25 protein-coding genes and 1 pseudogene are annotated in these 24,460 nt (G+C 70.5%); 15 read left to right on the top strand and 11 right to left on the bottom strand.

The features are described from left to right. The first annotated feature begins 41 nt into the window (after positions 1 to 41). The 6 genes and pseudogenes from AB0O34_RS09765 (at position 42) to AB0O34_RS09740 (ending at position 5,680) form a co-directional block, all read left to right on the top strand. A complete protein-coding gene (locus tag AB0O34_RS09765; protein WP_363914567.1) occupies positions 42 to 1,484 on the top strand; it encodes an NAD(P)/FAD-dependent oxidoreductase in 1,443 nt (480 codons plus the stop codon). 187 nt (positions 1,485 to 1,671) lie between these two features. Continuing rightward, positions 1,672 to 2,739 (top strand): membrane dipeptidase, encoded by a 1,068-nt coding sequence (locus tag AB0O34_RS09760; protein ID WP_363914565.1) that lies wholly within the window; start codon positions 1,672 to 1,674, stop codon positions 2,737 to 2,739. Beyond that, positions 2,739 to 3,839, top strand: a complete 1,101-nt coding sequence (locus AB0O34_RS09755; protein ID WP_363914563.1) for a M20/M25/M40 family metallo-hydrolase — start codon at positions 2,739 to 2,741, stop codon at positions 3,837 to 3,839. The genes AB0O34_RS09760 and AB0O34_RS09755 overlap by 1 nt, the downstream gene beginning before the upstream one ends. After that, positions 3,836 to 4,372, top strand: a complete 537-nt coding sequence (locus tag AB0O34_RS09750) for a hypothetical protein (protein WP_363914561.1) — start codon at positions 3,836 to 3,838, stop codon at positions 4,370 to 4,372. The genes AB0O34_RS09755 and AB0O34_RS09750 overlap by 4 nt, the downstream gene beginning before the upstream one ends. Further along, positions 4,369 to 4,803 (top strand): annotated as a pseudogene (locus tag AB0O34_RS09745) (o-succinylbenzoate synthase); the annotation flags it as partial. The gene AB0O34_RS09750 and the pseudogene AB0O34_RS09745, both read left to right, overlap by 4 nt. Positions 4,804 to 5,047: 244 nt before the next feature. Then, positions 5,048 to 5,680: an SSI family serine proteinase inhibitor gene (locus tag AB0O34_RS09740; RefSeq protein WP_363914559.1), complete on the top strand. Its 633-nt coding sequence runs from the start codon at positions 5,048 to 5,050 to the stop codon at positions 5,678 to 5,680. Between the two features lie 64 nt (positions 5,681 to 5,744). On the opposite strand, the gene AB0O34_RS09735 is transcribed toward AB0O34_RS09740, so the two are convergent. From AB0O34_RS09735 to AB0O34_RS09725, 3 genes are all read right to left on the bottom strand, one after another. Next, a complete protein-coding gene (locus tag AB0O34_RS09735; protein ID WP_363914557.1) occupies positions 5,745 to 7,280 on the bottom strand; it encodes an AMP-binding protein in 1,536 nt (511 codons plus the stop codon). Between the two features lie 97 nt (positions 7,281 to 7,377). Further along, entirely contained in the window at positions 7,378 to 8,442 is a 1,065-nt protein-coding gene (locus AB0O34_RS09730) for an acyl-CoA dehydrogenase family protein (protein ID WP_363914554.1), read from the bottom strand. Beyond that, entirely contained in the window at positions 8,439 to 9,623 is a 1,185-nt protein-coding gene (locus AB0O34_RS09725; RefSeq protein ID WP_363914552.1) for an acyl-CoA dehydrogenase family protein, read from the bottom strand. The genes AB0O34_RS09730 and AB0O34_RS09725 overlap by 4 nt, the downstream gene beginning before the upstream one ends. Positions 9,624 to 9,804: 181 nt before the next feature. Between AB0O34_RS09725 and AB0O34_RS09720 the strand changes: the two genes are divergently transcribed. Continuing rightward, on the top strand, positions 9,805 to 10,149 hold the full coding sequence (locus tag AB0O34_RS09720; protein WP_363914550.1) for a hypothetical protein: 345 nt from the start codon (positions 9,805 to 9,807) through the stop codon (positions 10,147 to 10,149). 110 nt (positions 10,150 to 10,259) lie between these two features. Here the strand turns inward: AB0O34_RS09720 and AB0O34_RS09715 are convergent, their stop codons facing one another. Continuing rightward, on the bottom strand, positions 10,260 to 10,904 hold the full coding sequence (locus AB0O34_RS09715) for an Lrp/AsnC family transcriptional regulator (RefSeq protein WP_363914548.1): 645 nt from the start codon (positions 10,902 to 10,904) through the stop codon (positions 10,260 to 10,262). Between the two features lie 120 nt (positions 10,905 to 11,024). Between AB0O34_RS09715 and AB0O34_RS09710 the strand changes: the two genes are divergently transcribed. The 8 genes from AB0O34_RS09710 (at position 11,025) to AB0O34_RS09675 (ending at position 20,223) form a co-directional block, all read left to right on the top strand. Further along, a complete protein-coding gene (locus tag AB0O34_RS09710) occupies positions 11,025 to 12,638 on the top strand; it encodes an ABC transporter substrate-binding protein (RefSeq protein ID WP_363914546.1) in 1,614 nt (537 codons plus the stop codon). A 67-nt stretch (positions 12,639 to 12,705) separates the two neighbouring features. Continuing rightward, on the top strand, positions 12,706 to 13,719 hold the full coding sequence (locus AB0O34_RS09705; RefSeq protein WP_363914544.1) for an ABC transporter permease: 1,014 nt from the start codon (positions 12,706 to 12,708) through the stop codon (positions 13,717 to 13,719). A gap of 79 nt (positions 13,720 to 13,798) precedes the next feature. Beyond that, positions 13,799 to 14,650, top strand: coding sequence for an ABC transporter permease (locus tag AB0O34_RS09700; protein WP_363914542.1), 852 nt, complete (start codon positions 13,799 to 13,801; stop codon positions 14,648 to 14,650). Further along, entirely contained in the window at positions 14,647 to 15,441 is a 795-nt protein-coding gene (locus tag AB0O34_RS09695) for an ABC transporter ATP-binding protein (RefSeq protein ID WP_363914540.1), read from the top strand. Before AB0O34_RS09700 ends, AB0O34_RS09695 begins: the two co-directional genes overlap by 4 nt. Continuing rightward, positions 15,438 to 16,352, top strand: coding sequence for an ABC transporter ATP-binding protein (locus AB0O34_RS09690; protein WP_363914538.1), 915 nt, complete (start codon positions 15,438 to 15,440; stop codon positions 16,350 to 16,352). The genes AB0O34_RS09695 and AB0O34_RS09690 overlap by 4 nt, the downstream gene beginning before the upstream one ends. Continuing rightward, a complete protein-coding gene (locus tag AB0O34_RS09685) occupies positions 16,349 to 17,329 on the top strand; it encodes a M24 family metallopeptidase (RefSeq protein ID WP_363914536.1) in 981 nt (326 codons plus the stop codon). The genes AB0O34_RS09690 and AB0O34_RS09685 overlap by 4 nt, the downstream gene beginning before the upstream one ends. A 162-nt stretch (positions 17,330 to 17,491) precedes the next feature. Beyond that, positions 17,492 to 18,769 carry a HAMP domain-containing sensor histidine kinase gene (locus AB0O34_RS09680; protein ID WP_363914534.1) on the top strand — a complete coding sequence of 426 codons (1,278 nt, stop codon included), beginning with the start codon at positions 17,492 to 17,494 and terminating at the stop codon, positions 18,767 to 18,769. Further along, positions 18,769 to 20,223, top strand: a complete 1,455-nt coding sequence (locus AB0O34_RS09675) for an MFS transporter (RefSeq protein ID WP_363914532.1) — start codon at positions 18,769 to 18,771, stop codon at positions 20,221 to 20,223. The genes AB0O34_RS09680 and AB0O34_RS09675 overlap by 1 nt, the downstream gene beginning before the upstream one ends. Positions 20,224 to 20,341: 118 nt before the next feature. On the opposite strand, the gene AB0O34_RS09670 is transcribed toward AB0O34_RS09675, so the two are convergent. From AB0O34_RS09670 to AB0O34_RS09640, 7 genes are all read right to left on the bottom strand, one after another. Then, positions 20,342 to 20,710 (bottom strand): hypothetical protein, encoded by a 369-nt coding sequence (locus AB0O34_RS09670; RefSeq protein ID WP_363914530.1) that lies wholly within the window; start codon positions 20,708 to 20,710, stop codon positions 20,342 to 20,344. Between the two features lie 99 nt (positions 20,711 to 20,809). Further along, a complete protein-coding gene (locus AB0O34_RS09665) occupies positions 20,810 to 22,417 on the bottom strand; it encodes a cellulose binding domain-containing protein (RefSeq protein WP_363914528.1) in 1,608 nt (535 codons plus the stop codon). 195 nt (positions 22,418 to 22,612) lie between these two features. Next, positions 22,613 to 23,044 carry a type II toxin-antitoxin system VapC family toxin gene (locus tag AB0O34_RS09660; protein WP_363914526.1) on the bottom strand — a complete coding sequence of 144 codons (432 nt, stop codon included), beginning with the start codon at positions 23,042 to 23,044 and terminating at the stop codon, positions 22,613 to 22,615. Continuing rightward, on the bottom strand, positions 23,028 to 23,279 hold the full coding sequence (locus AB0O34_RS09655) for an AbrB/MazE/SpoVT family DNA-binding domain-containing protein (protein WP_363914524.1): 252 nt from the start codon (positions 23,277 to 23,279) through the stop codon (positions 23,028 to 23,030). The genes AB0O34_RS09660 and AB0O34_RS09655 overlap by 17 nt, the downstream gene beginning before the upstream one ends. Positions 23,280 to 23,356: 77 nt before the next feature. Continuing rightward, positions 23,357 to 23,758: a type II toxin-antitoxin system PemK/MazF family toxin gene (locus AB0O34_RS09650; protein WP_363914675.1), complete on the bottom strand. Its 402-nt coding sequence runs from the start codon at positions 23,756 to 23,758 to the stop codon at positions 23,357 to 23,359. Positions 23,759 to 23,774: 16 nt separating this feature from the next. Continuing rightward, entirely contained in the window at positions 23,775 to 23,999 is a 225-nt protein-coding gene (locus AB0O34_RS09645; RefSeq protein WP_363914522.1) for a hypothetical protein, read from the bottom strand. Between the two features lie 358 nt (positions 24,000 to 24,357). Then, the gene (locus AB0O34_RS09640; protein WP_363914673.1) at positions 24,358 to 24,447 is read right to left on the bottom strand and encodes a hypothetical protein; all 90 of its coding nucleotides are present in this window, start codon (positions 24,445 to 24,447) and stop codon (positions 24,358 to 24,360) included. Between the last annotated feature and the right edge of the window lie 13 nt (positions 24,448 to 24,460).

The raw sequence follows: 24,460 nt of genomic DNA, 5'->3' as shown, positions 1-24,460 counted from the left end.
ATCTACTGTAAGTAGGTCCTGACACCCGGAGGGCTGGCGAAATGGCACCAACGGTAGCGATCATTGGGGCGGGCTTCGGCGGGCTGTGCATGGGGATCCAGCTCCAGAGGGCCGGGATCACGACGTACACGATCTTCGAGAAGGCGGGCCGCGTCGGCGGCACCTGGCGGGACAACACCTACCCGGGAGCCGCCTGCGACGTGCCTTCCCACCTGTACTCCTACTCGTTCGAGCAGCGTCACGACTGGACGCGCCGCTTCCCCCGGCAGCAAGAGATCCTCGCCTACCTCGAGCACTGCGCCGACAAGTACGGCCTGCGCCCGCACCTGCGGCTGGACACCGAGGTGACGGCCGCCGCCTTCGACGAGTCGGTGAACCGGTGGCGGGTCACGACGGCCGGCGGGGAGGAGGAGCTGTTCGACGTGGTCGTCTCCGGCGTGGGCCAGCTGAACCGGCCGCGCCTGCCCGACATTCCGGGAATCTCCTCCTACGAGGGCACCGGCTTCCACTCGGCCCGCTGGGACCACCAGCACGATCTCACCGGGCGCCGCGTCGCCGTGATCGGCAACGGCTCCTCGGCCGCGCAGATCATCCCGCGCGTCGCCCGCGTCGCCGGCCACCTGGACGTGTACCAGCGCACGCCCAACTGGGTGATCCCCAAGGCGGACGGGGAGTACAGCCCGCGCGAGCGGCTGGCGTTCGAGCGCGTGCCGCTCCTGCTGGCCGCCGACCGCGAGCGGATCTTCCGGTTCCTCGAGGGCCTGGTGTTCCCCGTGCTCGTCGGGGGCTGGAGCCGGCGGCTGATCACCAAGCGCGCCAAGGGCCACCTGACGCGGCAGATCGAGGATCCGGCGCTCCGTGCCAAGCTCACGCCGGCCTACCCGATCGGCTGCAAGCGCATCGTGATCGACAGTGACTTCTACCCGGCGCTCACCCAGCCCAACGTGGACCTCGTCACCGAGCCGATCACCCGCATCGTGCCCGGCGGCGTCGAGACCGCGGGCGGCACCGTCCGCGAGGCCGACACGATCGTGTACGCGACCGGCTTCGAGTCGACCGGCTTCCTGGCGCCGATCGAGATCACAGGGCGGGAAGGCCGCAGGCTGCACGACGTGTGGAAGGACGGCGCCGAGGCCTACCTGGGCGTCGCCGTGCCTTACTTCCCGAACCTCTTCCTGCTGTACGGGCCGAACACCAACCTCGGGCACAACTCGATCATCCTGATGATCGAGTCGCAGGTCCGCTACATCATGGGCTGCCTGCCGCTGCTGTCCGCGCACGGCCCGATGGAGGTACGGCCGGCCACCATGGACGCCTGGCGCCGGGCTCTCGACCAGGCCATGGCCCGCACCGTCTGGGAGGCGAGCTGCCACAGCTGGTACAAGAACGCCGCCGGGAGGGTGACCAACAACTGGCCCCGGCCGACGACGGTGTACCGCAGGATCACGAGGGCACCCCGGCCCGGGGCGTACACCTTCGGCTGACCTCCCGCGGCGAGGCTCAGGAGCCGGCACCTCGGATTTCGATTTGCACGGGGTGCGTATACGGTCGGATGAAACCGGACACTCGGGGCGAACAAGGTGCCCCTTCCGGACGGCCGGCTTCCGCGTCGCGGGCATGACGCGTGGGAAGGACCGCCTGCGAGGTCCACGCGCTGAGAGGAGTCCACACGTGTTCGCTGACCTGCACCAGGACGCGATCGTGGCAGACACCCACAACGACCTTCTGATGGCGGTCTCGGCGAGGCCGCCGGAGATGTGGGCGTCGTTCTTCCGGGAGCGGTGGCTGCCCCAGCTCCGCGAGGGCGGCGTCGACGTGCAGGTCCTCCCGGTCTTCATCGACAGCCAGTACCGCCCCGAAGGCGCGCTCCGCCAGACCCTGCGGATGATCGAGTGCGCTCACGTGCTGGCCGAGGGCAACCCCGACGACGTGAGCATCTGCTACGACGGGCAGCAGGTCGACGAGGCCCTCGCGCTCGGCAGGATCGCCCTGGTCATCGCCCTTGAGAGCATGCCCGGCCTGGACGCGAGCGTGGAGCTGCTGCCCACCCTGTTCCGCCTGGGCGTCCGCGTCGCCTCCATCGCCCACTGGGGCCGTACGCCGCTCGCCGACGGCAGCGGGGAGGACGCGACCGGCAGCCGCCTCACCTCGTACGGCGTCGCGGCCCTGCGGGAGATGGAACGGCTTGGCATGATCTTCGACATCTCCCACCTGGGAGCGTCGGGCGTGGCGCACGTACTGGAGATCGCCACCAGGCCGGTCATCGCGACGCACTCCTCCGCGCGTGCCCTGCGCGACCACCACCGCAACCTCACCGACGAGCAGCTTCGCGCGGTGAGCGCGGGGGGCGGCGTCGTCTGCGTCAACTTCCTCGCGGCGTTCCTGTCGGAGAAGCCCGAGGGCTACACGGTGGAGCGGCTGGCCGACCACATCCTGCACATCGCGGACGTCGCCGGTGTCGACCACGTCGGCCTCGGCCCCGACTTCATGCGGGAGGTCATGGTCGACCTGACACCGCCCTGCTGCGAGGGGTTCAGCTACAGCGGTATCGACTCGCGAGTGGCCATCGACGGGCTCGACGGGCCGGGCGGCATGCCCCTGGTCACCGAGCAGCTGCTCAAGCGTGGCCTGGGCGAGGAGGACATCCGCAAGATCCTCGGCGGCAACGTGATGCACCTGTTCCGCGCCGAACTGGGACGTCCCGCGCCGAAGACGGCCGAGCCGGGGCTCGTCAGGTGATGCCGGGCGACCTTCCGGTCATGCTGGACGACCTGGAGGAGCTCGTCCTGCGCGAGTCCTTCTCCTCCGATCATGACGCGGTGGCCGCCAGCGCCACGGTGGTCGCCGCCCTTGGCGCCAGGCATCTCGGCGTGCGGCCCGAGCCCATCGTGGTCGGCGGGGTCACGCACCTGCGCTGGACCTTCGGCACCCCGCGCGTCCTGCTCCTCGGCCACCACGACACGGTGTGGCCGATCGGGTCGCTGCGCACACACCCGTGGTCGGTCACCGGCGGCGTCGCCCGGGGGCCCGGGGTGTTCGACATGAAGGCCGGCCTGGTCCAGATGTTCCACGCGCTGCGCTCGATCGCGTCGGCGGACGGGGTGTGCGTGCTGGTGACGGGCGACGAGGAGCTGGGCTCGCGTACCTCAAGGGATCTCATCGAGCAGAGCGCCCGGGGCTGCTCGGCCACGCTGGTCCTGGAGGCGAGCGCCGACGACGGCGCGCTGAAGACCGCGCGCAAGGGCGTCTCGCAGTACGAGGTCGCCGTGCACGGCATGGCCGCCCACGCCGGCCTGGAGCCCGAGAAGGGGGCGAACGCCGGGGTCGAGCTGGCCCACCAGGTGCTCGCCATCGCCGCGATGGCCGACCCCGAGGGCTCGACGACCGTGACCCCGACGGTGATGAGCGCGGGCACGAGCAGGAACACCGTGCCCGCGGAGGCGGCCGTCGCCGTCGACGTGCGCACGGCGGACCTCGCGGCGCAGGCCCTTGTCGACGTGCGGATGCGCGCGCTGTCGCCGAGGCTGCCCGGCACGCGGCTCGCGGTGACCGGCGGGCCCAACCGGCCCCCGATGGACGCCGCCTCCTCCTCCGCCCTGTTCAAGCTGGCCGAGCAGGTGGCGAACGAGCTGGGCATCGGTCCCCTGGGCGGCGTGCCCGTGGGCGGCGCCTCGGACGGCAACTTCACGGCCGGCATCGGGTGCCCCACGCTCGACGGCCTCGGCGCGGTGGGCGGCGGGGCCCACGCGGCACACGAGCACGTGGTCGTCGAGGAGATGCCCCGTCGCGCGGCCCTGCTGGCCAGGCTGGTGGAAGCGATCCTGGAGGGCCGGCAGTGACCGGGCCCGGGGGGCGGGCCATCACCTCGGCACTCGCCGGCGCGGCCACCGACCAGTGGCAGGCCGCCGCCCGGCGCGCGGGGGTCGAGGTGCGCGAGCTGCACGAGATCGCCGAGTTCGAGCTGGTCCACCGCCTGTACGACGAGATCTGGCATACGGAGCCAGCGAACGTCCCGATGACCGTGGAGCTGATGCGCGCGCTGTCCCACAGCGGCAACTACGTGGCCGGAGCCTTCGAGGGCGCCGCGCTGGTCGGCGCGAGCGTCGGCTTCCTCGCCGGTCCCCCCGGTACGGCCCTGCACTCGCATGTCACGGGCGGCATCATGGGACGCGGCATCGGGTTCGCCCTGAAGCTTCACCAGCGCGCCTGGGCGCTGTCTCGGGGGCTCGGCCAGATCTCCTGGACCTATGATCCCCTGGTGCGCAAGGCGTGGCGCCACGTGGTGCGCGACGTGCTCGGCGGGCTGATCGACGGCGGGGCGCGCGTCACCGGTTTCACCACCGACGGCCACTACATCCTGGAGCGAGCGTGAAGATCACCGGTGTCGAACTGCGCAGGATCGCGATGCCGCTGGTCGCGCCGTTCCGTACCTCGTTCGGCACCGAGACCGAGCGGGACGTGCTGCTGGTCAGGGTGGTCACCCCGGAGGCCGAGGGGTGGGGCGAGTGCGTGGCGATGTCCGAGCCCCTGTACTCCTCGGAATACGTCGACGGCGCCGCCGAGGTGATGCGCCGCTTCCTGATCCCGGCGCTGACCGCCCTGCCGGGCCTCGACGCGTACGCCGTGGGCCGGGCGCTCGAGCCCTTCAAGGGCCACCGGATGGCCAAGGCCGCGCTGGAGACCGCCGTGCTCGACGCCGAGCTGCGGGCGGCCGGCAGGTCGTTCGGCGACTTCCTCGGCGCCTCCCGTGACCGGGTGCCCTGCGGAGTGTCGGTCGGCATCATGGACTCGATCCCGCAGCTCGAGCCGTTCACCCTCCAGGACGGCCACCTGCCCGTCCCCACGGGGCCCGGCCTCGGCGTGGACCCCATCCCGGACATCCTGGACAAGGTCACTATCTCCAAGGAGTGGATCTCCGCCTGAACGGAAACGGATCACGCTTGTACGGCGGCGGGGGCTAGAGATATCGCATAGAAAGCGTGTGCTCGCAGCGTCGGTCACCGCTGTGAGCAGGTGAGCGCGGGAGCCTGGAGCTCGCTTCATCGTCATGCGTGATCGGGGGATTCACTTGCGACGTCTTTTCACTGGCCTGAGCTCTCTGGCCCTGGTCCTCGGTGCGGCTGTCGCCGCCGGGTCCGCGGCCGGCGCCTCTTCGTCCTGGGAGCCACCACCCGGTGCGCCCAGCGTGGGGGACCAGCCCGGGGTCGCGCCGGCACCACTGCCGGCGCCCAGCATCTGGCCGATACCGACACCACCGCCGGGACCCCACACCGGACCGCCACCCGGACCGCACACGGGGCCCCCGCCGGCACCGGGGCCCCACATCGAGCCTCCGCCGGGACCCCACGTCGGTCCGGTGCCGGCCCCGCACACCCGGATTCTGGTCCTGAGCAAGCGCCGCGGTACCACACCGTTTCCGGCCGACCGCATCGTGACCCTGCGATGCGCGCCTCCCGGAGGGACACACCCCTCGCCGGTGAGCGCCTGCCGTCTGCTCGCCCTGGTCGGTGGCAATCCGGGCGTGTTGAACGTGTCGCCGTGGGTCCACTGCACGAGGATCCACGATCCCGTGACGGTCACCGCCGTCGGCAGCTGGGACGGTCGCCACATCGCGGTGCGCCACACCTACCCCAACCCGTGCGTCCTGCGAGCCGCCACAGGTTCGGTCTACCAGTTCTGACAGAGCGTACGCCGTACACGAGGGTCCCGGCCGGCGGCCGGGACCCTCGTCGTCCGACGGCCGCTCAACTCGTGCGGAGGTAGTCCTCCCGGAGCCTGTGGCGGGAGAGCTTGCCCGTCGGGGTGCGGGGCAGTTCGTCGCGGTATTCGATGACGCGTGGGTGCTTGAAGCGGGCGATGCGCGGTTCGCAGTGCGCGAGCAGCTCGGCGGTCAGCTCCAGTCCAGTACGGGCGCCCGGGACCGGCTGGACCAGCGCGACCACCTTGTGGCCCCACTCCTCGTCCGGGACGCCGATCACGGCGACGTCGGCCACGATCGGATGTTCCAGCAGCGCGGCCTCGATCTCGGCGGGGTAGATGTTGACCCCGCCCGAGATGATCAGATCGGTGCGGCGGTCGCACAGGAACAGGTAGCCGTCTTCGTCGAGGTAGCCGATGTCGCCCGGCGCGTACCACTCGCCCCGCTTGCTCGCGGCCGTCTTGCCGGGGTCCTTGCGGTACTGGAAGGACCCAAGGGACGACTTGACGTACACCATGCCGGGCTCCCCGGGGGGCAGCACGGCGCCGCTCTCGTCGAGGATCCTGGCCTCGAACGTCGGCGCGGGGCGGCCGACGGTGCCGGGACGCGCCAGCCAGTCGTGCGGCTTGACGTAGAAGGCGATGGTCGACTCGGTGGAGCCGTAGTACTCGTAGAGCACCGGCCCCCACCACTCCATGATCCCCCTCTTGACGGCGACGGGGCAGGCCGCGCCGGTGTGGATCACCTGCCGGAGTGACGAGACGTCGTACCTCTCCTTGACCTCGGCGGGGAGCCGGAGCATCCGGTGGAACATCGTGGGGACCATCATCGCGTTGGTCACACGGTGCTTCTCGACCAGTTCGAGGATGTTCACCGGGTCGAACCTCTGGGTGATCACCACGGTGTGCCCGAGGTTGAGCGCGAGCGTGGTGTGCGCGCACGGCGAGGAGTGGTAGATCGGCGAGGTGACCAGGTGGACGCCGTCGCCGGGACGCAGGTCGCACACCTCGCCCGCGAACCACGCGGTCAGCGGCGCGGTGTCCTCCGGCGTGGAGTTCGACAGCGACCGCTGCACGCCCTTCGGGAACCCGGTCGTGCCGGAGGTGTACCACATGACCGACCCGCTGGAGCGGTTCTCCGGCGTGCCGGGCGACTGTCCCTCGGCCAGAGCGGCGTGCCCGGCGAACGTCGCCTCCTCGGGGATCCCGGCCGACGCGCGGGCTTCCTTCACGGTGCCGGCGGGCATCCCGTCGATCTCCCCGTGGACGATGATCCCGGCGTCGCAGTCGCCGAGGATGTACGCGATCTCGGCGGCGGTGAGATGCCAGTTGACGGGCACGTAGTACAGGCCGATCTGACCGGTGGCCAGCAGCATGACCACGGCGTCGATCCCGTTGGGCAGCACGCCCGCGACCACGTCGCCCTTGCCCAGCCCGCGCGCCCGCAGCCCGTTCGACACCTGGTTGACGCGGCCGAGCAGCTCGCCGTACGTGGTGACCGACCCGTCGGCGCCGATCACCGCCGTGCGGGCGGGATCGGCCTCGGCGATCCTGTAGAAACCGGGCAGCTCGCTGATGTCCATGCAGCACTCCTCGATCGCGGGGCGGATCGGATCACGAGGTCGTCGAGGTCGTCGAGGTCGGTCTGGTCAGCAGGTCGCGGGTACGGGCCGGAGGCGGTCAGATGACGAGGTCGGCGAGGCGGGCGCGGTGGGTTCTGGGCGGACCGAGAAGGACCTCATCGCTCTTGGCCCGTTTGTAATAGAGATGCGCATCGTGTTCCCAGGTGAAACCGATGCCGCCGTACAGCAGGAGCTGGTCGCGCGCCACCTCGAAGCAGGCGCGCCCCACGTACGCCTGGGCCAGCGCGGCGGCCTCCGGCAGCTCGCCCGGAGCCTCGTCGGCGGCCCAGGCGGCGTAACGCACGATCGCGTCGGCCTGCTCCAGCTTGCAGTGCATGTCGGCCAGCTTGTGCTTGACCGCCTGGTACGAGCCGATCTGGCGGCCGAACGCCATCCGGATCTTGCTGTAGGCCACGATCGCGCCGAGCCCCGCGCGCAGCACGCCGAGCTGCTCGGCCGCGAGCGCCACGGAGATCAGGTCGAAGGCCCGTGCGAGCCCCCGTGCGGCGGCCTCCCCGCCGCCGACGAGCCGGCCGGGGGCGCCGTCGAAGGTCAGGCGGGCTTGGCGGCGCGTGAGGTCGAGCGTCGTCAGCGGTGTACGGCCGACGCCCGGGGCGCCCGGCTCCACCGCGTACACCGCGTCGTGGTCGCCCGTGATGACGAGGATGAGGTCCGCGTCGGCGCCGTTGAGCACCACGGGGACCTCGCCGCGCAGCGTGCCGCCCGACACGGTGACGCCGCCGGGGTTGCCGGGGAGCGGGGCGAGGGTGGCCACCGTGGTCCCCGCGGCGACGCGCGCGAGTAGGTCCTCGGCGCCGGCCAGCTCGGTGAGGACGATGGTGGCGAACACGGTGGCGAGCAGCGGTCCGGGCAGGAGCGCGGCACCGGTCTCCTCCAGGACCACGGCCAGGTCGGCGTGCCCGGCCCCCGCGCCGCCGTGCTCCTCGGAGACGATCAGGCCCGCCAGCCCGAGCTCACCGTTGAGCCTCCGGTAGACCGCCCGGTCGTAGCCGTCGGTGGTCTCGATGTCCTGGCGGACCTTGGCGAGCGGGGAGGCCGCGCCGAGGAAGGACCGGACGGCGGCGCGGAGCTCGCTCTGCTCGGCGGACAGGACGAGCCTCATACCTGCGTACCCACTTTCAGGTCCTTGAAGGGCACCTTCTTGTCGACCCGTGGCTCGGGGGGCAGGTCGAGCACCCGGTCTCCGATGATGTTGCGCATGATCTCGTTGGTGCCCCCGCCGAGGGACATGGCCGGGGCGAGGGCGATCGCGCCGGCCAGCCCGCCCTGGCCCTCGTACGCGACGGCCTCCGGGCCGGCCAGCGAGACGGCGAGGTCGGCCTGGAAGTTGACGAGCTCGGCGAGCAGGAGCTTGGCGGCGCTGCCCCGCGCGCCCGGGAAGACGCCGGCCCTGGTCTCCTGCGAGAGCTTGGCGTTGAACAGCGCGAGCGCGCGGCTCCTGATGTGGAGCTCGACGAGCCGGTCGCGCACCAGGGGGTCGGAGGTGTCGACGATCTTCCGCAGGCTCTCGAACGACGCCGGATTGTCGCGCTGGCCGCTCATGCCGACCCCGCTGGAGATCGACAGCCGCTCGTGCAGGAGCGTGGTGACCGCGCAGCTCCAGCCGTCGTTGACCTCGCCGATGACGTTCCCCGGGGCGATGTGCACGTCGTCGAAGAAGATCTCGTTGAAGTGGGCGCGCCCGGTCATGTCCTTCAGCGGCCGGACGGTCACGCCGGGAGCGCGCATGTCGACGATGAGCATCGTCAGGCCCTTGTGCTTGGGCACGTCGACGTCGGTGCGCGTGAGCAGCAGGCCGAAGTCGGCGTGCTGGGCGACCGAGGTCCAGACCTTCTGGCCGTTGACGATCCAGCCGCCGTCATCGGCGGGGACGGCCCGGGTCTGGAGGCTCGCCACGTCGCTGCCCGCGCCGGGCTCGGAGAACAGCTGGCACCAGATCTCCTCGCCGCGCAGGATCCTCCTGATGTGGCGGGTCTTCTGCTCAGGGGTGCCGAGGTCGACCAGCGTGGGACCGCACATGCCGAGTCCGATCGAGAACACGTAGGTCGGCAGCGTGACCCCGCTCGCCTCGGTGGCGAAGGCGCGTTCCTCGGCCTGGGTGAGGCCCTGGCCGCCCCACTCGGCGGGCCAGGTGATGCCGGAGTAGCCCGCGTCGTGGAGCCGGGCCATGAAATCCTTCGCGGGGGCGAGACCGTCCTCGTCCGAGGCGCCCTCGGCTCGGGCTCCGGGGGCGTTGGCCGCGAGCCAGCTCCTGGCGCGCCGCTGGTACTCCTCAAGGTCCATGTTCACTCCACCGCCTGGGCATCAGTGAGCACTTACTCTAACCAGCGGCGAATCGGGCGTACAGATCATCCCTCTGTTCGGCCGGTGAGCGAAGACGGATCACCACGCCACTCCCGCAGTGGTGAGCGAAACGTCCAGCCGGGGCGGCACGGGAGTCCGGGAATGGGCACGATGCGGAGCCGTGAGCGACAGGAATCTTCTCAACGGCCGCACTTTCATCATGATCAGCTCGACGGCGAGCGAGGTGAACGCCGTAGATCCCACGCGGTTCGCCTACGAGGAGGCGGACGGTCTCATCTGGGGCAGTTACACCGGCGACACCGTGACCCACGGCCGGTTCGTGGGCACCAGGGACGACGACCGCATCGAGATCATGTACGTCCACGGGCTCAAGGCGGGCGGGCGGCCCTCCGGGCGCAGCACCAGCCGCATCGAGTCCCTGCCCGACGGCCGCCTGCGCCTGGTCGAGGAGTTCACCTTCGACGGCGACGACACCCCCCAGACCAGCGTCTGCGAAGAGGCCTGATCTCCCAGTCGAACCGCCGTACGGCGGCGCCGCACCACGACCCACCGTCCCGGCGCCGGGAGCAAGCCGCCCACAGCCGGGTCGGGGGCGGCCGGCCAGACGTCCCGGGGTCAGGCGTCCTTGTGCATGTCGGCGCGGCCTTCGGCGGCGCCTACGAAGCGCATCTTGCCGAGGGGGACGTTCGGCGGGGGCGGGGGGTCGGCGGCGGGGGGCCTGCGCGGCGTCTGGCGGGGGCGGCGGTCGGAGGGCAGCACGTACGGCCGCTTGAGCACCTCGTCCAGGATGAAGACCGTCTCGGTGGCCTTGACGGCGGGGATGCTCGCGAGGCGCTCGGTCACCAGCGCGTGCACCGCCGCGACGTCGGCCATCCTGACCTGGATCATCGCGTCGTGCTGCCCGGTGGTGATCGCGCAGTACTCCACCTCGGGCATCTGCGCGAGCTGGGCGCGGAACTGCTTCCACATCTGCTGCCGCACCGTCACGAACACCAGCGCGGTGATGCCGAGACCGGCCCGCACGTGGTCGACCTCGGCGGTGAACTTTTTGATCACACCGTCCGCGCGCAGCGCCTCGAACCTGGTGTAGGCGCTGGCCCGGGAGATCCCGACCCGCTCGGCCAGCGCCGCGACCGAGATGCGGCCGTTCTCCCGCAGGACCTCCAGGATCTTCATGTGCGTCGCGTCGAGCTGGAGGCCGATGCCGATCCGTCCAGTGACCCCGGTCCCGGGCGACGGCGAGCCTGACATTTCGGTCATACCTGGTTCCTAAGCGTGATATCCGTCTCGGCTTCCCGCCGCGAGCTGGACGTTTTATCGGACAATCCTGGACGACACGCTAACAATCGTCCACATAGCACCAATTCCGGAGGCCACAGAATGGCGACCCGTCCGCGGCGCCGTACGGCATGGCAGGCAAAGGCGGCTCTCCTGCCGGTCCTGCTCACCGGCGCGCTCTCCCTCGCCGCCTGCTCCGGTGGCAGCACGCCCACCACGTCGTCCCAGAGCGGCGGCGCGAGCAAGACCCTGGTGATGGACGCCTCCTTCACCCTCAAGACCGCGGACCCCGGCCGCAACTACGAGCCGACCGGACTGCTCATCGGCAAGGCGCTCTACGACACCCTGCTGACCTTCGAGGGCTCCGACGTCACCAAGCCCGTTCCCTCCCTCGCCGAGTCCTACGAGCAGTCGGCCGACGGCAAGACGCTCACGCTGAAGCTCAAGCAGGGCGCGACGTTCTCCGACGGCTCCCCGGTCACCGCCGACGACGTCGTCTTCTCGCTGAACCGTGTCCGCGACCTGAAGGGCAACCCGTCCTTCCTCCTCGACGGGGTGGAGGTCGCCAAGACCGACGCCACCACCGTCACGCTGACCTCCAAGACCGCCAACCCGGCGCTGCCGTTCATCCTCCCGAACCCGGCCCTCGGCATCGTGAACTCCAAGGTCGTCAAGGAGCACGGCGGCACCGCCGACACCTCCGACAAGGCCGAGCAGTACCTCAACGGCGCCTCCGCCGGCTCCGGGCCGTACGAGCTGGAGTCCTTCAACGCCCAGTCGCAGGTGGTGCTGAAGGCCAACGCCAAGTACTGGGGCACGAAGAAGCCCACGTACACCAAGGTCGTGCTGCGCAACGTCGAGTCCGCCACCCAGAAGCTGAACGTGCAGCGGGGTGACAGCCAGGTCGCCCTCGACCTGTCCGGAGACCAGATCAAGGGCGTCGCCGGAGACCTGCAGACCACCAAGACCGCCTCGGCCAACGTCGTCTTCATGCTCGCGAACCAGGACCCCGGCGTCAGCAAGGTCACCAACAACCCCAAGGTCGTCGAGGCCATCCGCAAGGGCGTCGACTACCAGGGCCTGCTGGAGCTCGCCGGTGAGGGCTCGGTCCAGGCGCCGGGCGTGATCCCGACGATGCTGCTGGGCGCGCTGCCCGCCGACCAGGCCGTCAAGCGGGACGTGGAGGGCGCCAAGGCGGCCCTCGCCGCCAGCGGCGTCAGCAACCCGAGCGTCAAGCTGGAGTACCCGAGCGACATCTCGCTGCAGGGCCTGTCGTTCCAGCCCTTCGCCGAGCGCATCCAGGCCAACCTCAAGGAGGTCGGCATCACCGTCGAGCTGGCTCCCGCCCCGGTGGCGACCGCGCTCGACAACTACCGCAACGGCAAGGAGGAGCTCGGCCTGTGGTACTGGGGCCCGGACTACCCGGACCCGACCGACTACCTGGCCTTCCTCCCCGGCAAGACGGTCGGCCTGCGGGCCGGCTGGAAGGCCGGGGCCGACAAGGAGCTGGAGGCCGCGGGCGACAAGGCCGCCACGACCATCGGCGACGACGCGCGCAAGCAGATGTACGTCGACATCCAGAACACGCTCAACGCGTCGGGGCCGTTCGTCCCACTGGTCCAGCCCAGCCAGAACATCGTGACGGCCGCCTCCGTCACCGGCCTCGCGTTCCACCCGGTGTGGACGGTCGATGTCGCAGCCCTCGGCGCCAAGTGACGCCCCCGCGGGGGGCACGGCTGCGCGCCGTGCCCCCCGCACGGGTGGAAGGGGGCTGCGGCACCCCTTGGCGAGGTTCCTGCTCCGCAGGATCGCCGTCGCGGTGCTGCTCGGCTTCGGGATCACGCTGGTCACGTTCGTCCTGACCAACCTCGTGCCGGGCGACCCTGTGACGGCCAACCTCGGCCAGCGCGCCCTCGGCGACCCGGCGATCGTCGCGCAGTTCCGCGCCGAGCACGGCCTCGACAAGCCGCTCCCCGCGCAGTACCTGACGTATCTCGGCGGGCTCGTCCGGGGCGACCTCGGCATGAGCCAGCAGAGCCACCGGCCCGTCCTGACCGACCTCGCGGAGTTCGTCCCCGCCACGATCGAGCTGGCCGGCGGGGCGATCGTGATCTCGCTGATCACGGGCGTCGCGTTCGGGGTCGTCGCCGCGCTGCGCCGCGACCGGCTGTCGGACCAGATCCTGCGCGTGACGAGCCTCATCGGCATCTCCGTGCCGACGTTCTGGCTCGCGCTGGTGGCGTTCTACGTGTTCTTCTTCCGCCTCCAGATCACCCCGGGCAGCGGGCGCGTCGCCCCCGACATGAGCGCGCCGCCGGGCGTCACAGGCCTGTACACGATCGACGCCGCGCTCGCGGGACAGTGGGACGTGTTCTCCTCGTCCGTGGGCCACCTGATCACCCCCGCGCTCGTGCTCGCCGCGTACACCATCGGGCTGCTGACGCGGTTCACCCGCTCGGCGGTGCTGGAGGTGCTCGGCCAGGACTACGTGCGCGCCGCGCGGGCCAAGGGCCTGCCGGGCCGCGTGATCCTTTTCCGGTACGTGCTGCGCTCGGCGCTGGTGCCGATCATCACGGTGGCCGGCCTGGCGTTCGGCAGCCTGCTCTCGGGCACCGTGCTGGTCGAGTCCGTCTTCGCCAGGCCCGGCATCGGCCAGTACGCCTACAAGAGCGCCACGACCCTCGACCTGCCCGCCGTCATGGGCGTCGGCCTGGTGGTCGGGGGCGTGTACGTCCTCATCAACCTGGTGGTCGACATCCTGTACGGGATCATCGACCCGAGAGTGAGACTGTCGTGAGTCCGTACACGGGCCCCCGCCCGAGAGTGAGCCCGTACACGGGCAATCCCGTCGGCCCGCGCGCGGGAGTGAGGCCCGCGTGAGGATCCTTTCGCGCCTTCCCGAGGCGTGGCGGCAGCCGCTCGCCGTGGTGGGGGCCGTGGTGGCCGTCGCCTGGCTCCTGGTCGCCGCCGCCGCTCCCCTGCTCGCGCCGCACGACCCGCTGGCCCAGGATCTGCCCCGGCTGGCCTCCCCCGGTCCCGGGCACTGGTTCGGCACCGACCAGCTCGGCCGCGACATCCTGTCCCGGATCATGTACGGGGCCCGGGTGTCCATCCCGCTGACGCTGCTGCTGGTGGTGCTGTCGCTGCTGATCGGCGGCGCCCTCGGCGCCTGCGCCGGATATTTCGGTAGATGGGTGGGGGAAGGGATCATGCGGCTGGCCGACCTGGTCTTCGCGTTCCCCACCGTGATCCTCGCGATGGTCGTCGCCGCGGCGCTCGGGGCCAGCCTGACCAACGCGGTGCTCGCGGTCCTGGTCGTGGCCTGGCCCGCCTACGCCCGCGTGACACGCGGCCTGGTCCTCGGCATGCGGGAACGGGAGTTCGTGCTCAGCGGCCGGCTGCTCGGCTTCTCCGCCTGGCGCTCCCTGCGGGTGGACGTGCTCCCCAACGTGACGGGCCCGATCCTCGTGCTCGCCACGCTCGACATCGGCACGGCACTGCTCCTGCTGTCGGGGCTGTCCTTCCTCGGGCTCGGGGCCAAGCCGCCGTCCCCCGAGTGGGGCGCGATGGTCGCCGCCGGCGTGGACGTGTTCGACAGCTGGTGGGTCGCGACCTTCCCGGGCCTCGCCATCCTGACCGTGGTGCTGGCGTTCAACTTCCTCGGCGACACGCTGCGCGACGCGCTGGACCCCCGTACGGCCCGCGCCATCAAGGAGCGTGCGCTGTGAGCTCAACAGGCACCCCAACGGTGCTGAGCGTCGAGGGACTGAAGGTCTCCATCGGCGAGCACGAGATCCTGCGCGGGGTCGACATCGGCCTGCGCCCCGGCCGCGTCCACGGCCTCGCGGGCGAGAGCGGCTCGGGCAAGACCATGACGGGACTGGCCGCGCTCGGCCTGCTCCCCCACGGCGCCAGGACCTCCGGCCGCGTCGTGCTCGACGACGGGCGCAACCTGCTCGAACTGCCCCAGCGCGACCTGAACGAGGTCAGGGGACGCGAGATCGCGATGGTCTTCCAGGACCCGGCGACCAGCCTGCACCCGATGCTGTCGATCGGCCGCCAGATCACCGAGCACATGCGTCACCATCTCGGGCTCGGCAAGGCCGAGGCGCGGGCACGGGCCATCGAGCTGCTCGGCCAGGTGCGAATCCCGGGCCCGGCGGCGGCGGTCGACCGCTACCCGCACCAGTTCTCCGGCGGGATGCGCCAGCGCATCGCCATCGCCATCGCGCTGGCGTGCGGCCCGAAGGTCCTGATCGCCGACGAGCCGACCACCGCGCTCGACGTCACCGTCCAGGCGGGGGTCCTGCGGCTGCTCAGAGGCCTGTGCGACGACCTCGGGCTCGCCGTGCTCCTGGTGACGCACGACCTCGGCGTCATGTCGGCGGTGGCGGACGACGTCAGCGTCATGCGGGAAGGGCTGGTCCTGGAGACGGGCCCCCGCGGCCAGGTCCTGCGCACGCCGGAACACCCCTACACCCGCGCCCTTCTGGACGCACTTCCGAGGGAGGGCTCGTGAGCCTGCTGACCGTGGACGACCTGGTCGTCGAGCACCGGACGCCGGGCCGTCCGGCCGTACGGGCGGTGGCGGGCGCCAGCCTGACCGTGGCGGCCGGCGAGGTCGTCGGGCTGGTGGGCGAGTCGGGCTGCGGCAAGTCCACGCTGGCGCGGGCGGTCTGCGGGCTCACCGCCGCCACCGGCGGGACGATCGCGTTCGAGGACGGGCGGGTCACCCCGCTCGGCCTGCGCCGCAGGGACCGGTCGCTGACCAAGATCCAGATGGTCTTCCAGGACCCCTACGCGTCCCTCAACCCCCGGCGGCGGGTCGGCGCGCAGATCGCCGACGGCCTGGAGACGGCGCGCGACCGCGAGACGACCCCCGGCGGCATGCTCGAACGGGTGGGGCTGCCCGCCCGGATGGCCGGGCGCTACCCGCACGAGTTCTCCGGCGGGCAGCGCCAGCGCATCGCGATCGCCCGCGCGCTGGCGGCGCGTCCCTCGCTGCTCATCGGGGACGAGCCGATCTCCGCGCTCGACGCCTCGGCCCAGGCACAGGTGGCGACCCTGATGCGCAACCTCGCCGTCGAGTCGGGCGCCGGGCTGCTGTTCATCAGCCACGACCTGTCCGTCGTACGGCTGATCGCGGACCGGATCGCCGTGATGTACCTCGGGAAGATCGTGGAGACCGGCCCGACGGCCGAGATCTGGGCCGACCCCCGCCACCCGTACACCCAGGCGCTGCTGCGGGCGATCCCGCGGCCGGACGGGCTGGGAAGGCTGCCGCAGGAACTGCCGGGCGACGTGCCCGACCCCGCGGATCCGCCGTCGGGATGCCGTTTCCATCCGCGCTGCCCCATGGCCATGGACGTCTGCGCGGAGAAGGAGCCCGCCCCCGGGCCGGTGTCCTGCTGGCTGTATCCGCCCGCATGACCGGCGAGGTCATGGCGGCCGTGCTCTCGCGGATGTCCGCGGCCGGGCTGGACGCGCTGGTGCTGCGCCCCTCCCCTGACCTGCGGTACGTCGCGGGCCGGGACGTCTCCGGGTTCCTCGTGCTGGTCCCCGGGCTGCCACCCGGGTTCGCGGCCGACGCCGCCGAGGCGGCGGCGCTGATCCCCGCCTCGGTGTCGCGGGTGGGGGTCGACGCCCAGATGCGGGCGCACGAGCTCTTCGTGCTCCGCGTGGACGCCGATCTGGTGCTGGCGTCGGCGGTGCTGGACCCGATGCGCCTCACCAAGCGCCCCGACGAGATCGCCGCGATCGAGCGGGCGGCCGCGGCGGCCGACGGCGTCCTCGCCCTGGCTCGCGAACTGTCCTGGTTCGGCGCCACGGAGCACGGCATGGCCCGGCGGCTCGCCGCCGAGTCGGGCGCCGGAGAACGCGTCTCGGTCGTCGTGGCCGCCGGCGAGAACACCGCGAGGCCGCGCCACACGCCGGCCGGCCGCGTGATCAACCCGGGCGACGCCGTGTCGATCCGGGTGACGGCGGAGTCCGACGGGTACCACGCGCACGCCAGCCGGGGATTCGTCGTGGCCGAGCCGCCCGAGGACTTCGACGCGGTCTACGCGGTCCTGCTGTCCGCGCGCGACGCGGCGGCCGAGGCCGTACGACCCGGCGTGACGGCCGCGGAGGTCGACGCCGCCGCCTGGAGCGTGCTCGACGAGAGCGGGTACGGCGCCTACGTCACGCGCGGGACGGGCCACGGAGTCGGGCTGGACCGCCGCGAGGCGCCGTGGCTCACCGCCGCGGACCGCACCGTGCTGGCCCCCGGCATGACCATGACGATCGAGCCGGGGATCCACGTGCCGGACCTCTACGGGGCCCAGGTCGGAGATGTGGTGGAATGCACGAAGACCGGGATCCGGACGATGAGCCAGGTGCCCCGCGCACTGCACGTACTTGATCCATAGTTTCTGCCATCTTGCCCTTTCGCTGACCTGACCTCGAATGACCCGGTTTTAGGGTGATCATGAGGCGGACAGGGGGGCGCGGTGAGGCTCTTGCGCGACTGGTCCGTACGCACTCGGTTGACGTGGGTCGCCAGCGTCGTCATGGCCTTGGCGTGCGCGGGCGTGAGCGTGCTCGTTTTCCTCGGCGTGCACGACCTCGCCATGAGCGAGCGACAGCAGGAGATCGTCCTGGTCAATCTCCACGTGGGCCGCCTGATCAGGCTGGGCACCCTTCCCCCGGTGCTCCCACCGCAGAAGGTCGCGGCCGTCCAGGTGGTGGACGAGACCGGCCGGATCGTCTCGGCGACCGCGCAGATGATGGGCAAGCCGCTGATGGCCGACTTCGCGCCCGAGGACGAGTTCGGCGAGGCCCACGGAGTGACCTGCTCGGTGCCCGGGCACGAGGGCACCTGCATGAACGTGGTCGTCACGCGGTACTACCGGGACGCGGGCGACTGGCTCATCTACGGCGCCGATCCCGTGGTCCCGTGGTATGTCAACCCCGTGCTGGTCGCGATCCTCGGGATCGGCTCCCTGCTCGTCGTCGCGGCCACGGCACTCGGGACGTACCGCATCGTCGGCCGGGCCCTCGCCCCCGTGGACAGCGTGTGCAGGGAGCTGACCGAGATCACCGCGTCGGACCTGAGCCGCCGGGTGCCGCTGTCCGCGCACCGGGGCGAGATCCGGAACCTGGCCGAGATCGTCAACGAGACCCTGGACCGGTTGCAACAGGCGGTCGAGCGGCAGCGGCGCTTCGCCTCCGACGCCGGTCACGACCTGCGCAGCCCCATCACCGCGATGCGCGCGCAGGTGGAGGACGCGTTGATGCACCCAGAGGACACCGACTGGGTCAAGACCTCCGAATCCGTGCTCGTGAGCCTCGACCGGCTCCAGGCCATCGTCACCGACCTGCTGGTGATGGCGCGGCTCGACTCCGGCGAGAAGGTCGCCCACGACTACGTCAACGTCGCCGAACTGGTCCGCACCGAGGTCGGCCGCCGCTTCCGGGGCAAGCGGATCGTGCTGGACCTCCAGCCCGGCGTGGTCGTCAGCGGCGACCGGCTCCAGCTCCTACGCCTGCTCACCAACCTGCTCGACAACGCCGAGCGGCACGCCACGTCCACCGTCACCATCTCGGTGCGCCGCGACGGCCACGAGGCCGTGCTGGAAGTGATCGACGACGGCGAGGGAGTCAAACCCGAGCAGCGAGAGATCGTGTTCCAGCGCTTCACCCGGCTCACCGCCGGCCGCGAGAAGGACAAGCAGGGCACCGGGCTCGGCCTGGCGATCGCCAGGGACATCGCCGAGCAGCACGGCGGGAGGCTCACCATCGAGGACTCCCCCAAGGGCGCCCGCTTCGTCCTGAGGATGCCGCTCCTCGCCCCACGCAACCCCGCCTGATGGGGACGCCAGGCGCGCACGGCGAGGAGGGTGCGGACCCCCGCCGGTGGAAGGCGCTGACCGTCTGCCTGGTCGCCGGCTTCATGTCGTTGCTGGACGTCAGCATCGTGAACGTGGCCCTGCCTTCCATCCGCGTCGGGCTGCACGCCCCGCCGAGCGACCTGCAGTGGGTGGTGTCGGGGTACGCGCTGGCCTTCGGGCTGGTGCTCGTCCCCGCCGGCCGGTTCGGCGACACCCACGGACGGCGGAACGCGTTCGTCTTCGGTGTCGTCCTGTTCACCCTCTCCAGCATGGTCGCCGGAGCCTCTCCTGGATCGACCTGGCTGGTCGTCGCGCGCGTCGTCCAGGGAGCCGCGGGCGGGGTGATCAACCCGCAGGTCAGCGGCCTGATCCAGCAGCTGTTCCGAGGCGAGGAGCGTGGACGGGCGTTCGGGCTGCTGGGCGCCACGATCGGCATCTCCACCGCGATCGGCCCCCTGCTCGGCGGCCTGCTCATCCAGCTCGGTGGTCAGCAGGAAGGATGGCGCTACGTCTTCTACGTCAACATCCCGATCGGCGTCCTCGCCATAGTCCTGGCCTACCGCTACATTCCCGGCGGCGGGGCCGGGCGGCGGCGGGAGGACATGGATCCGGTCGGCGTCCTGCTGCTGGCCGCCGGCATCTTTCTGGTGCTGCTCCCGCTCGTGGAGGGGCAGCGGTGGCACGGCTCGGCCCGGTGGCTGCTGATCCCGGCCGGGCTGCTCGTGCTCGCCGGGTACACGGCGTGGGAGCGCTGGTACGGACGGCGGCACGAGCCGATGGTCGACCTCTCGCTGTTCCAGCGGCGCTCGTACGCCCTCGGCGCCCTGCTCGGGCTGCTCTACTTCGGCGGATTCACCGCGATCTTCTTCATCCTCACCCAGTACCTCCAGGAGGGCCTGCGCTACTCGGCCCTGCAGGCGGGGCTGGCCAGCACCGCGTTCGCCCTGGGATCGGCGCCGAGCGCCGCGCTGGGCGGGCGGGTGGTCACCCGGATCGGCCGCCCGCTGGTCGCGATCGGGCTGGTGCTGATCACGATCGGGCTCGCCGCCGTGGACCTCGTGGTACGGCTGGTGCCCGCGCACAGGGTGGCCTGGACGATCGCGATCCCGTTGTTCGTCGCGGGCCTCGGCAACGGCCTCGTCATCACGCCGAACCAGACGCTCACCCTGTCGGAGGTGCCCGTGGCCAAGGCCGGCACCGCGGGCGGGGTCCTCCAGACGGGGCAGCGCATCGGGGCCTCCGTCGGCATCGCCGCGGTGGGCTCGGCGTTCTTCTCCCAGGTCGCCTCGACCCACGGCGACTACGCGCTGGCCTTCAGGCACGCTCTCCTGGTCAACATCGCCTTCATCCTGGCCGCGCTCGTAGCGGCCCTCACCGACGTCCTGGCCGACCACCGACGCCGCGCCTCAACGCCGACCCGTACACCACCATGACCCGACCTCAACGCCGACCCGCACACCACCACGACCCGACACCAGCGCCCGAGCCCATTCCCCGGCCCAGCCCGCGGGCCGCCGGGACCTCACCCTCGGCCGAGCCCGGCCTTCGACGTCACCTCGTGTGCTGGTGTGACCTCAGCTCGTCGAGCATGCCGTGCAGGTGGGCCGCGGCGACCTCGATGTCGGTGTAGTGGAGCCGCGCCGCCCGTACCTCGGCGGCGATGACGCCGCACCGGTGCGCCTTCTCGAAGTCCCCGTAGGGGAACTTGTACCTGGCCTTGGTCTCCTCACCGGCCTCGTCGTCCTCGGCGAGATGCCACTTCGCGTACTCCGCGAACCCGTGCTTCTCGATGAAGTCGTTCTCCTGCCGGGTCGACGGCTGGTGCTCGCTCCAGTCGTCCATCTCGTCCAGGACGTAATGCCCGTCGTCGATCAGCTTCTTAGCGAACTCGAACGACCGTTTGCTCAGCTTCACAGCCATGATGTTCTCCACCGTGTCCGATTCATCTGACACATCAATGCTATGACCTGTGAAAACACCACGATCGCGTCGTGTCGGGGGGTGCGGGATGGCCGAAGGTCACTTCTTCGCGCAGGCGGTGCCGTTGAGGGTGAAGGTGGGCGGTGCGGCGTTGGTGCCGGTGTAGGTGGCCTGGAAGCCGAAGCTCGCCGTGCCGCCGTTCGCACCGATCGTGCCGTTCCAGCCCGCGTTCTTCACCGTCACCTGGGTTCCGGACTGCGTGGTGACACCGTTCCAGGAGTTCGTGATCTTCTGGTTGCCGGCGAAGGCGAACGCCAGGGTCCAGCCGTTGATCGCGCCGCTCCCGCCGTTGGCGATGGTGACGTCGGCGGTGAACCCGCTCCCCCAGTCGTTCACCTTGTAGGTCACCGCGCAACCACCAGGCGAGACGGTCGGCGTGGGAGTGGGGGTCGGCGTGGGGGTCGGGGTGGGCGTGGGCGTCCGGGTGGGCGTCGGGGACGGCGAGGACGTCGAGCCGCCGCCGCTCTTGGCCGCCATCCGCGCCGAGTGCGCGCGGAACACCGCAAGCGCGGGGTCGCCGCTCTTCACGCTGTGCTGGTCGCCTCCGGCGTTCTTGTCCGGATACCACCAGAAGGCCGAGCCGTCACCGTCCCTGGCCTCGAAGTCGGCGAAGAGCGCGTTCCACCAGGTGACCCGATCGGCGTTGCCCTCGGTGTTGAACTCCCCCAGGAAGAACGGCTTGCCGACCACATCGTGCGAGTCGGAGATCCACCGGCCGATGAGGGTCTTGGTCTGGTCAAGGGTCAGGTTGGCCCAGCTCGCGTTCGGATACGGGTGCGCGGAGGTGAAGTCGATATAGGGCGACTGGTGAATGTAGACGAACGGGTTGCCTTCGTCGCCGCCGAAGCCGTACCTGGACTCGTGTCCCTCCAGGCCGGTGCCGACCATGTGGTTGGCGTCGATGCTCTTGACGTAGGAGGCCATCTCGTCGACCCACTTGCGCAGGGTGGCGCCGCTCTTGTTCTCCTCAGCGCTGACGTCCTGGTAGCGCGGCTCGTTCATGAGCTCCCAGGCGAAGATGCCCGGCTCGTCCTTGTACTTGACGCCGCTGTAGTGGTTGGTCCGGTTGAGCGCGTAGTTGACGTAGTTCTTGTACTGGGTGAAGCAGCCCGGGCACTTGGCCTTGTCGAAGAAGACGGCCCGGCCGGGGTGCCCGCCGTTCAGGCCCTCCCACTTGAGCCGGGTGTCGATGCCGCCGTAGGCCTCCCAGTAGTTCTCGAACACCGGGATGAGCCGGAGGTCGTGCGCCTTGGCCGACTCTATGACGTAGTCGAAGAGCGCGAACTGCTGGTCGTTGTAGACGCCCTTGGCGGTCTCGAACCCGTGCCAGCTCTCGTGGCTGAACATCCACAGCCGCAGCACGCTCACCTTGTCGGCCTGCAGCTCGGCCATGTGGGCGTCTATGCGCGCCTTGTCCATGTACTGCGTCTCGGTGTCCCCGTAGCTGCCGCCATAGGTGAAGACGTCGTAGGTGTTCGTCCCGGCGAAGTAGTACGTCTTGCCGTTCAGGCAGAAGTGGACGCCGCAGCGCTGCACGAACCCCGAGATCGCCGCACTGGCGCCGGAGAGGGTGAACCCGGCGGTGCCGGCCGCGACGGCCAGCACCAACGACAGCAGCAGATAGACCGGTCGGATCCGTCGTCTCATGATGTTCCTTGCCACCGCGGCGAGTGGGAGCGCTCCCATAAACATCACGCCCTTCGCCCCACCGCAACCGCAGGCGCCACGACCCCGTCGGACCACCGGCCCCACCTGCGCACGGCCGGACGGAGCCCGCCAGAACCCGTGAAACGTTCACCACGGACCCGGCCCACGCCCCGCCATGGAGGTTCATCCGGCGGATCAGCTCGGGCGGACCAACTCGACGAGTTCCGGCGCGATGGCCGGGAACTTCCGGTCCGCGGTGAGCAGCGCGTCGGCCCCCGCCTCACGCGCGGTCGCGATGATGAGGGCATCCGGCACGCGAACGGTCAGGTCTGCGGCTCTGAGCACGGCCGCGCTCTCGGCCATCGCCTCGTCCACCCCGACTATGCGATCGATGGCGGCGGCACGGAACTCCGCGAGCGCCTTCTCTGCCTCGACGCCCTTGCGAACCGCACCGACCCGCAGTTCGCTCCACGTGATCACGGAAATGGCGAAAGAGGCCGCCTGGTCCTCCCAGCGGCGGACCGCGTCAAGAGCACGGAGGTGGAGCGCGTCATCGGGATCAAGGAGGCCGGAGATGACGTTGGTGTCGAGCATCACGGTCGGCACGCCGTCAGCTCCAGCTCTCACGGCTCGCCTCGACATCCACGGCCCCGGTGAGGCCGGGCACGGTGCCGATGACGCCGGCGAAACGGCTGCGATGCCGCCGGATGACGATATTGCCGCCTTCCTCGGTTATGTCGATCGGGTCTCCCGCTCGAAGCCCCAGCTTGCGCAGCACGGCGGCCGGCAAGGTCACCTGGTTCTTACTGGAGATGCGCGCCGGCCCCGTACGCCTGACACGTGTTCTCTTACCGAGCTCCATAACCTTTACCATAACCGCCACAGGTAAAGGCTAAACCGTGTCACGCACAGCACACAAGCGGATTCACCATGTCACCGCTATGCTGGCCGGCGTGAGCCCGGAGCGGATCGATGAGCTCGGCGAGGTACGCGAGGACCACGGAACGGCTGGGCATCAAGCGCGACGGGCCGCAGGAAACCGCCAGTCAGCTCATGTGAGCAGGCCGAGCATGACGTGAAGCGCTTCGTCGATCTCCTCGATCTCCGCAGGGTCCGACCCGCGAAGTCACCGAGCCTGCATGTGTCCACGGCCTTGAGCTGATCGATGAGGACCCGGGTGGTCTTGCCGTTCAACTCGATTTCAGGTCGGAACGTCATCGGACGCGCACTGGTCGACGTCGGTGCGATGATCAGTGTGGAGAGGGAAGCGAGCGCGTCGGATTGCAGTAGTACGGCGAAGCGCTCGCCACGCTGTTCATGGCCGACTGCTTCGCGTGGCATGCGCAACCGGTAGACGTCACCGCGCACAGTCTTCGCCCAGATCATGGCGAATGGCGCGGAGTTCCGCCAAGTTCTCCGGGTCGTTGGCGAGCTCCTGAGCTTCCGACCGGGCCACTTCCATACGCCTCAGGCGGTTGGCGATGAGAAGAGCTTCGCGGACCACATCGGTGGCGGATCTGCCGTCAGCGGTCAGCTCGGCGAGGGCCTTCTCGGTCTTCGCGTCGATCTGTACGGTGAGCACAGCCATATCCTCACTGTACGACGGCCCGGCCCGCAGGCGTTCGCCCGAATTCCGTAACCGCCCGAATGCACATCGTGATATTCGATCCCGGGCAGCCCGGCGTACCCCGGGCCCGAGGTCCGGCTACGACTTCTTCAGCTGGGAAGACGCCGAGACCAAGCTGCCCGCCAACACCGCCGCCCGCATCCCAGCCGCCCGCCGAGCCCGCCAACAACAGCAGACGATCTATCTTCCCGCTCGAACCTGAACAACAGGGCTGCGGCATCTTGGACGGGGCCACACAGCAGTTCGAGGCCGTTGGCACCTGCCCCGTGCGCCTTCAGGCCTTCACTGGTGGGGTGCGTGAGACGGCGGTTTCTCAACGCTCGGGCAGTTCGGTGTACTCGAACCAGTCGAAGTCGGCGACGTTGTCGCTCGGGTGGCCCTCGCCGGAGAGGTACATGCCGATGTAGGCGCCGATG

The sequence above is a fragment of the Sphaerisporangium sp. NPDC088356 genome (assembly GCF_040685555.1).
GTDB lineage: Bacteria > Actinomycetota > Actinomycetes > Streptosporangiales > Streptosporangiaceae > Sphaerisporangium.
This window is presented reverse-complemented; position numbering and strand designations above follow the sequence as displayed.

Bases quoted from the DNA above. Each gene is read 5' to 3' on its own strand.
- AB0O34_RS09755 (WP_363914563.1), top strand. From the start codon at position 2,739: ATGCCGGGCGACCTTCCGGTCATGCTGGACGACCTGGAGGAGCTCGTC.
- AB0O34_RS09655 (WP_363914524.1), bottom strand. From the start codon at position 23,279: ATGGAGCTCGGTAAGAGAACACGTGTCAGGCGTACGGGGCCGGCGCGC.
- AB0O34_RS09725 (WP_363914552.1), bottom strand. From the start codon at position 9,623: ATGGACCTTGAGGAGTACCAGCGGCGCGCCAGGAGCTGGCTCGCGGCC.
- AB0O34_RS09665 (WP_363914528.1), bottom strand. From the start codon at position 22,417: ATGAGACGACGGATCCGACCGGTCTATCTGCTGCTGTCGTTGGTGCTG.
- AB0O34_RS09670 (WP_363914530.1), bottom strand. From the start codon at position 20,710: ATGGCTGTGAAGCTGAGCAAACGGTCGTTCGAGTTCGCTAAGAAGCTG.
- AB0O34_RS09730 (WP_363914554.1), bottom strand. From the start codon at position 8,442: ATGAGGCTCGTCCTGTCCGCCGAGCAGAGCGAGCTCCGCGCCGCCGTC.
- AB0O34_RS09650 (WP_363914675.1), bottom strand. From the start codon at position 23,758: ATGCCACGCGAAGCAGTCGGCCATGAACAGCGTGGCGAGCGCTTCGCC.
- AB0O34_RS09715 (WP_363914548.1), bottom strand. From the start codon at position 10,904: ATGACCGAAATGTCAGGCTCGCCGTCGCCCGGGACCGGGGTCACTGGA.
- AB0O34_RS09675 (WP_363914532.1), top strand. From the start codon at position 18,769: ATGGGGACGCCAGGCGCGCACGGCGAGGAGGGTGCGGACCCCCGCCGG.
- AB0O34_RS09710 (WP_363914546.1), top strand. From the start codon at position 11,025: ATGGCGACCCGTCCGCGGCGCCGTACGGCATGGCAGGCAAAGGCGGCT.
- AB0O34_RS09765 (WP_363914567.1), top strand. From the start codon at position 42: ATGGCACCAACGGTAGCGATCATTGGGGCGGGCTTCGGCGGGCTGTGC.
- AB0O34_RS09740 (WP_363914559.1), top strand. From the start codon at position 5,048: ATGCGTGATCGGGGGATTCACTTGCGACGTCTTTTCACTGGCCTGAGC.
- AB0O34_RS09735 (WP_363914557.1), bottom strand. From the start codon at position 7,280: ATGGACATCAGCGAGCTGCCCGGTTTCTACAGGATCGCCGAGGCCGAT.
- AB0O34_RS09685 (WP_363914536.1), top strand. From the start codon at position 16,349: ATGACCGGCGAGGTCATGGCGGCCGTGCTCTCGCGGATGTCCGCGGCC.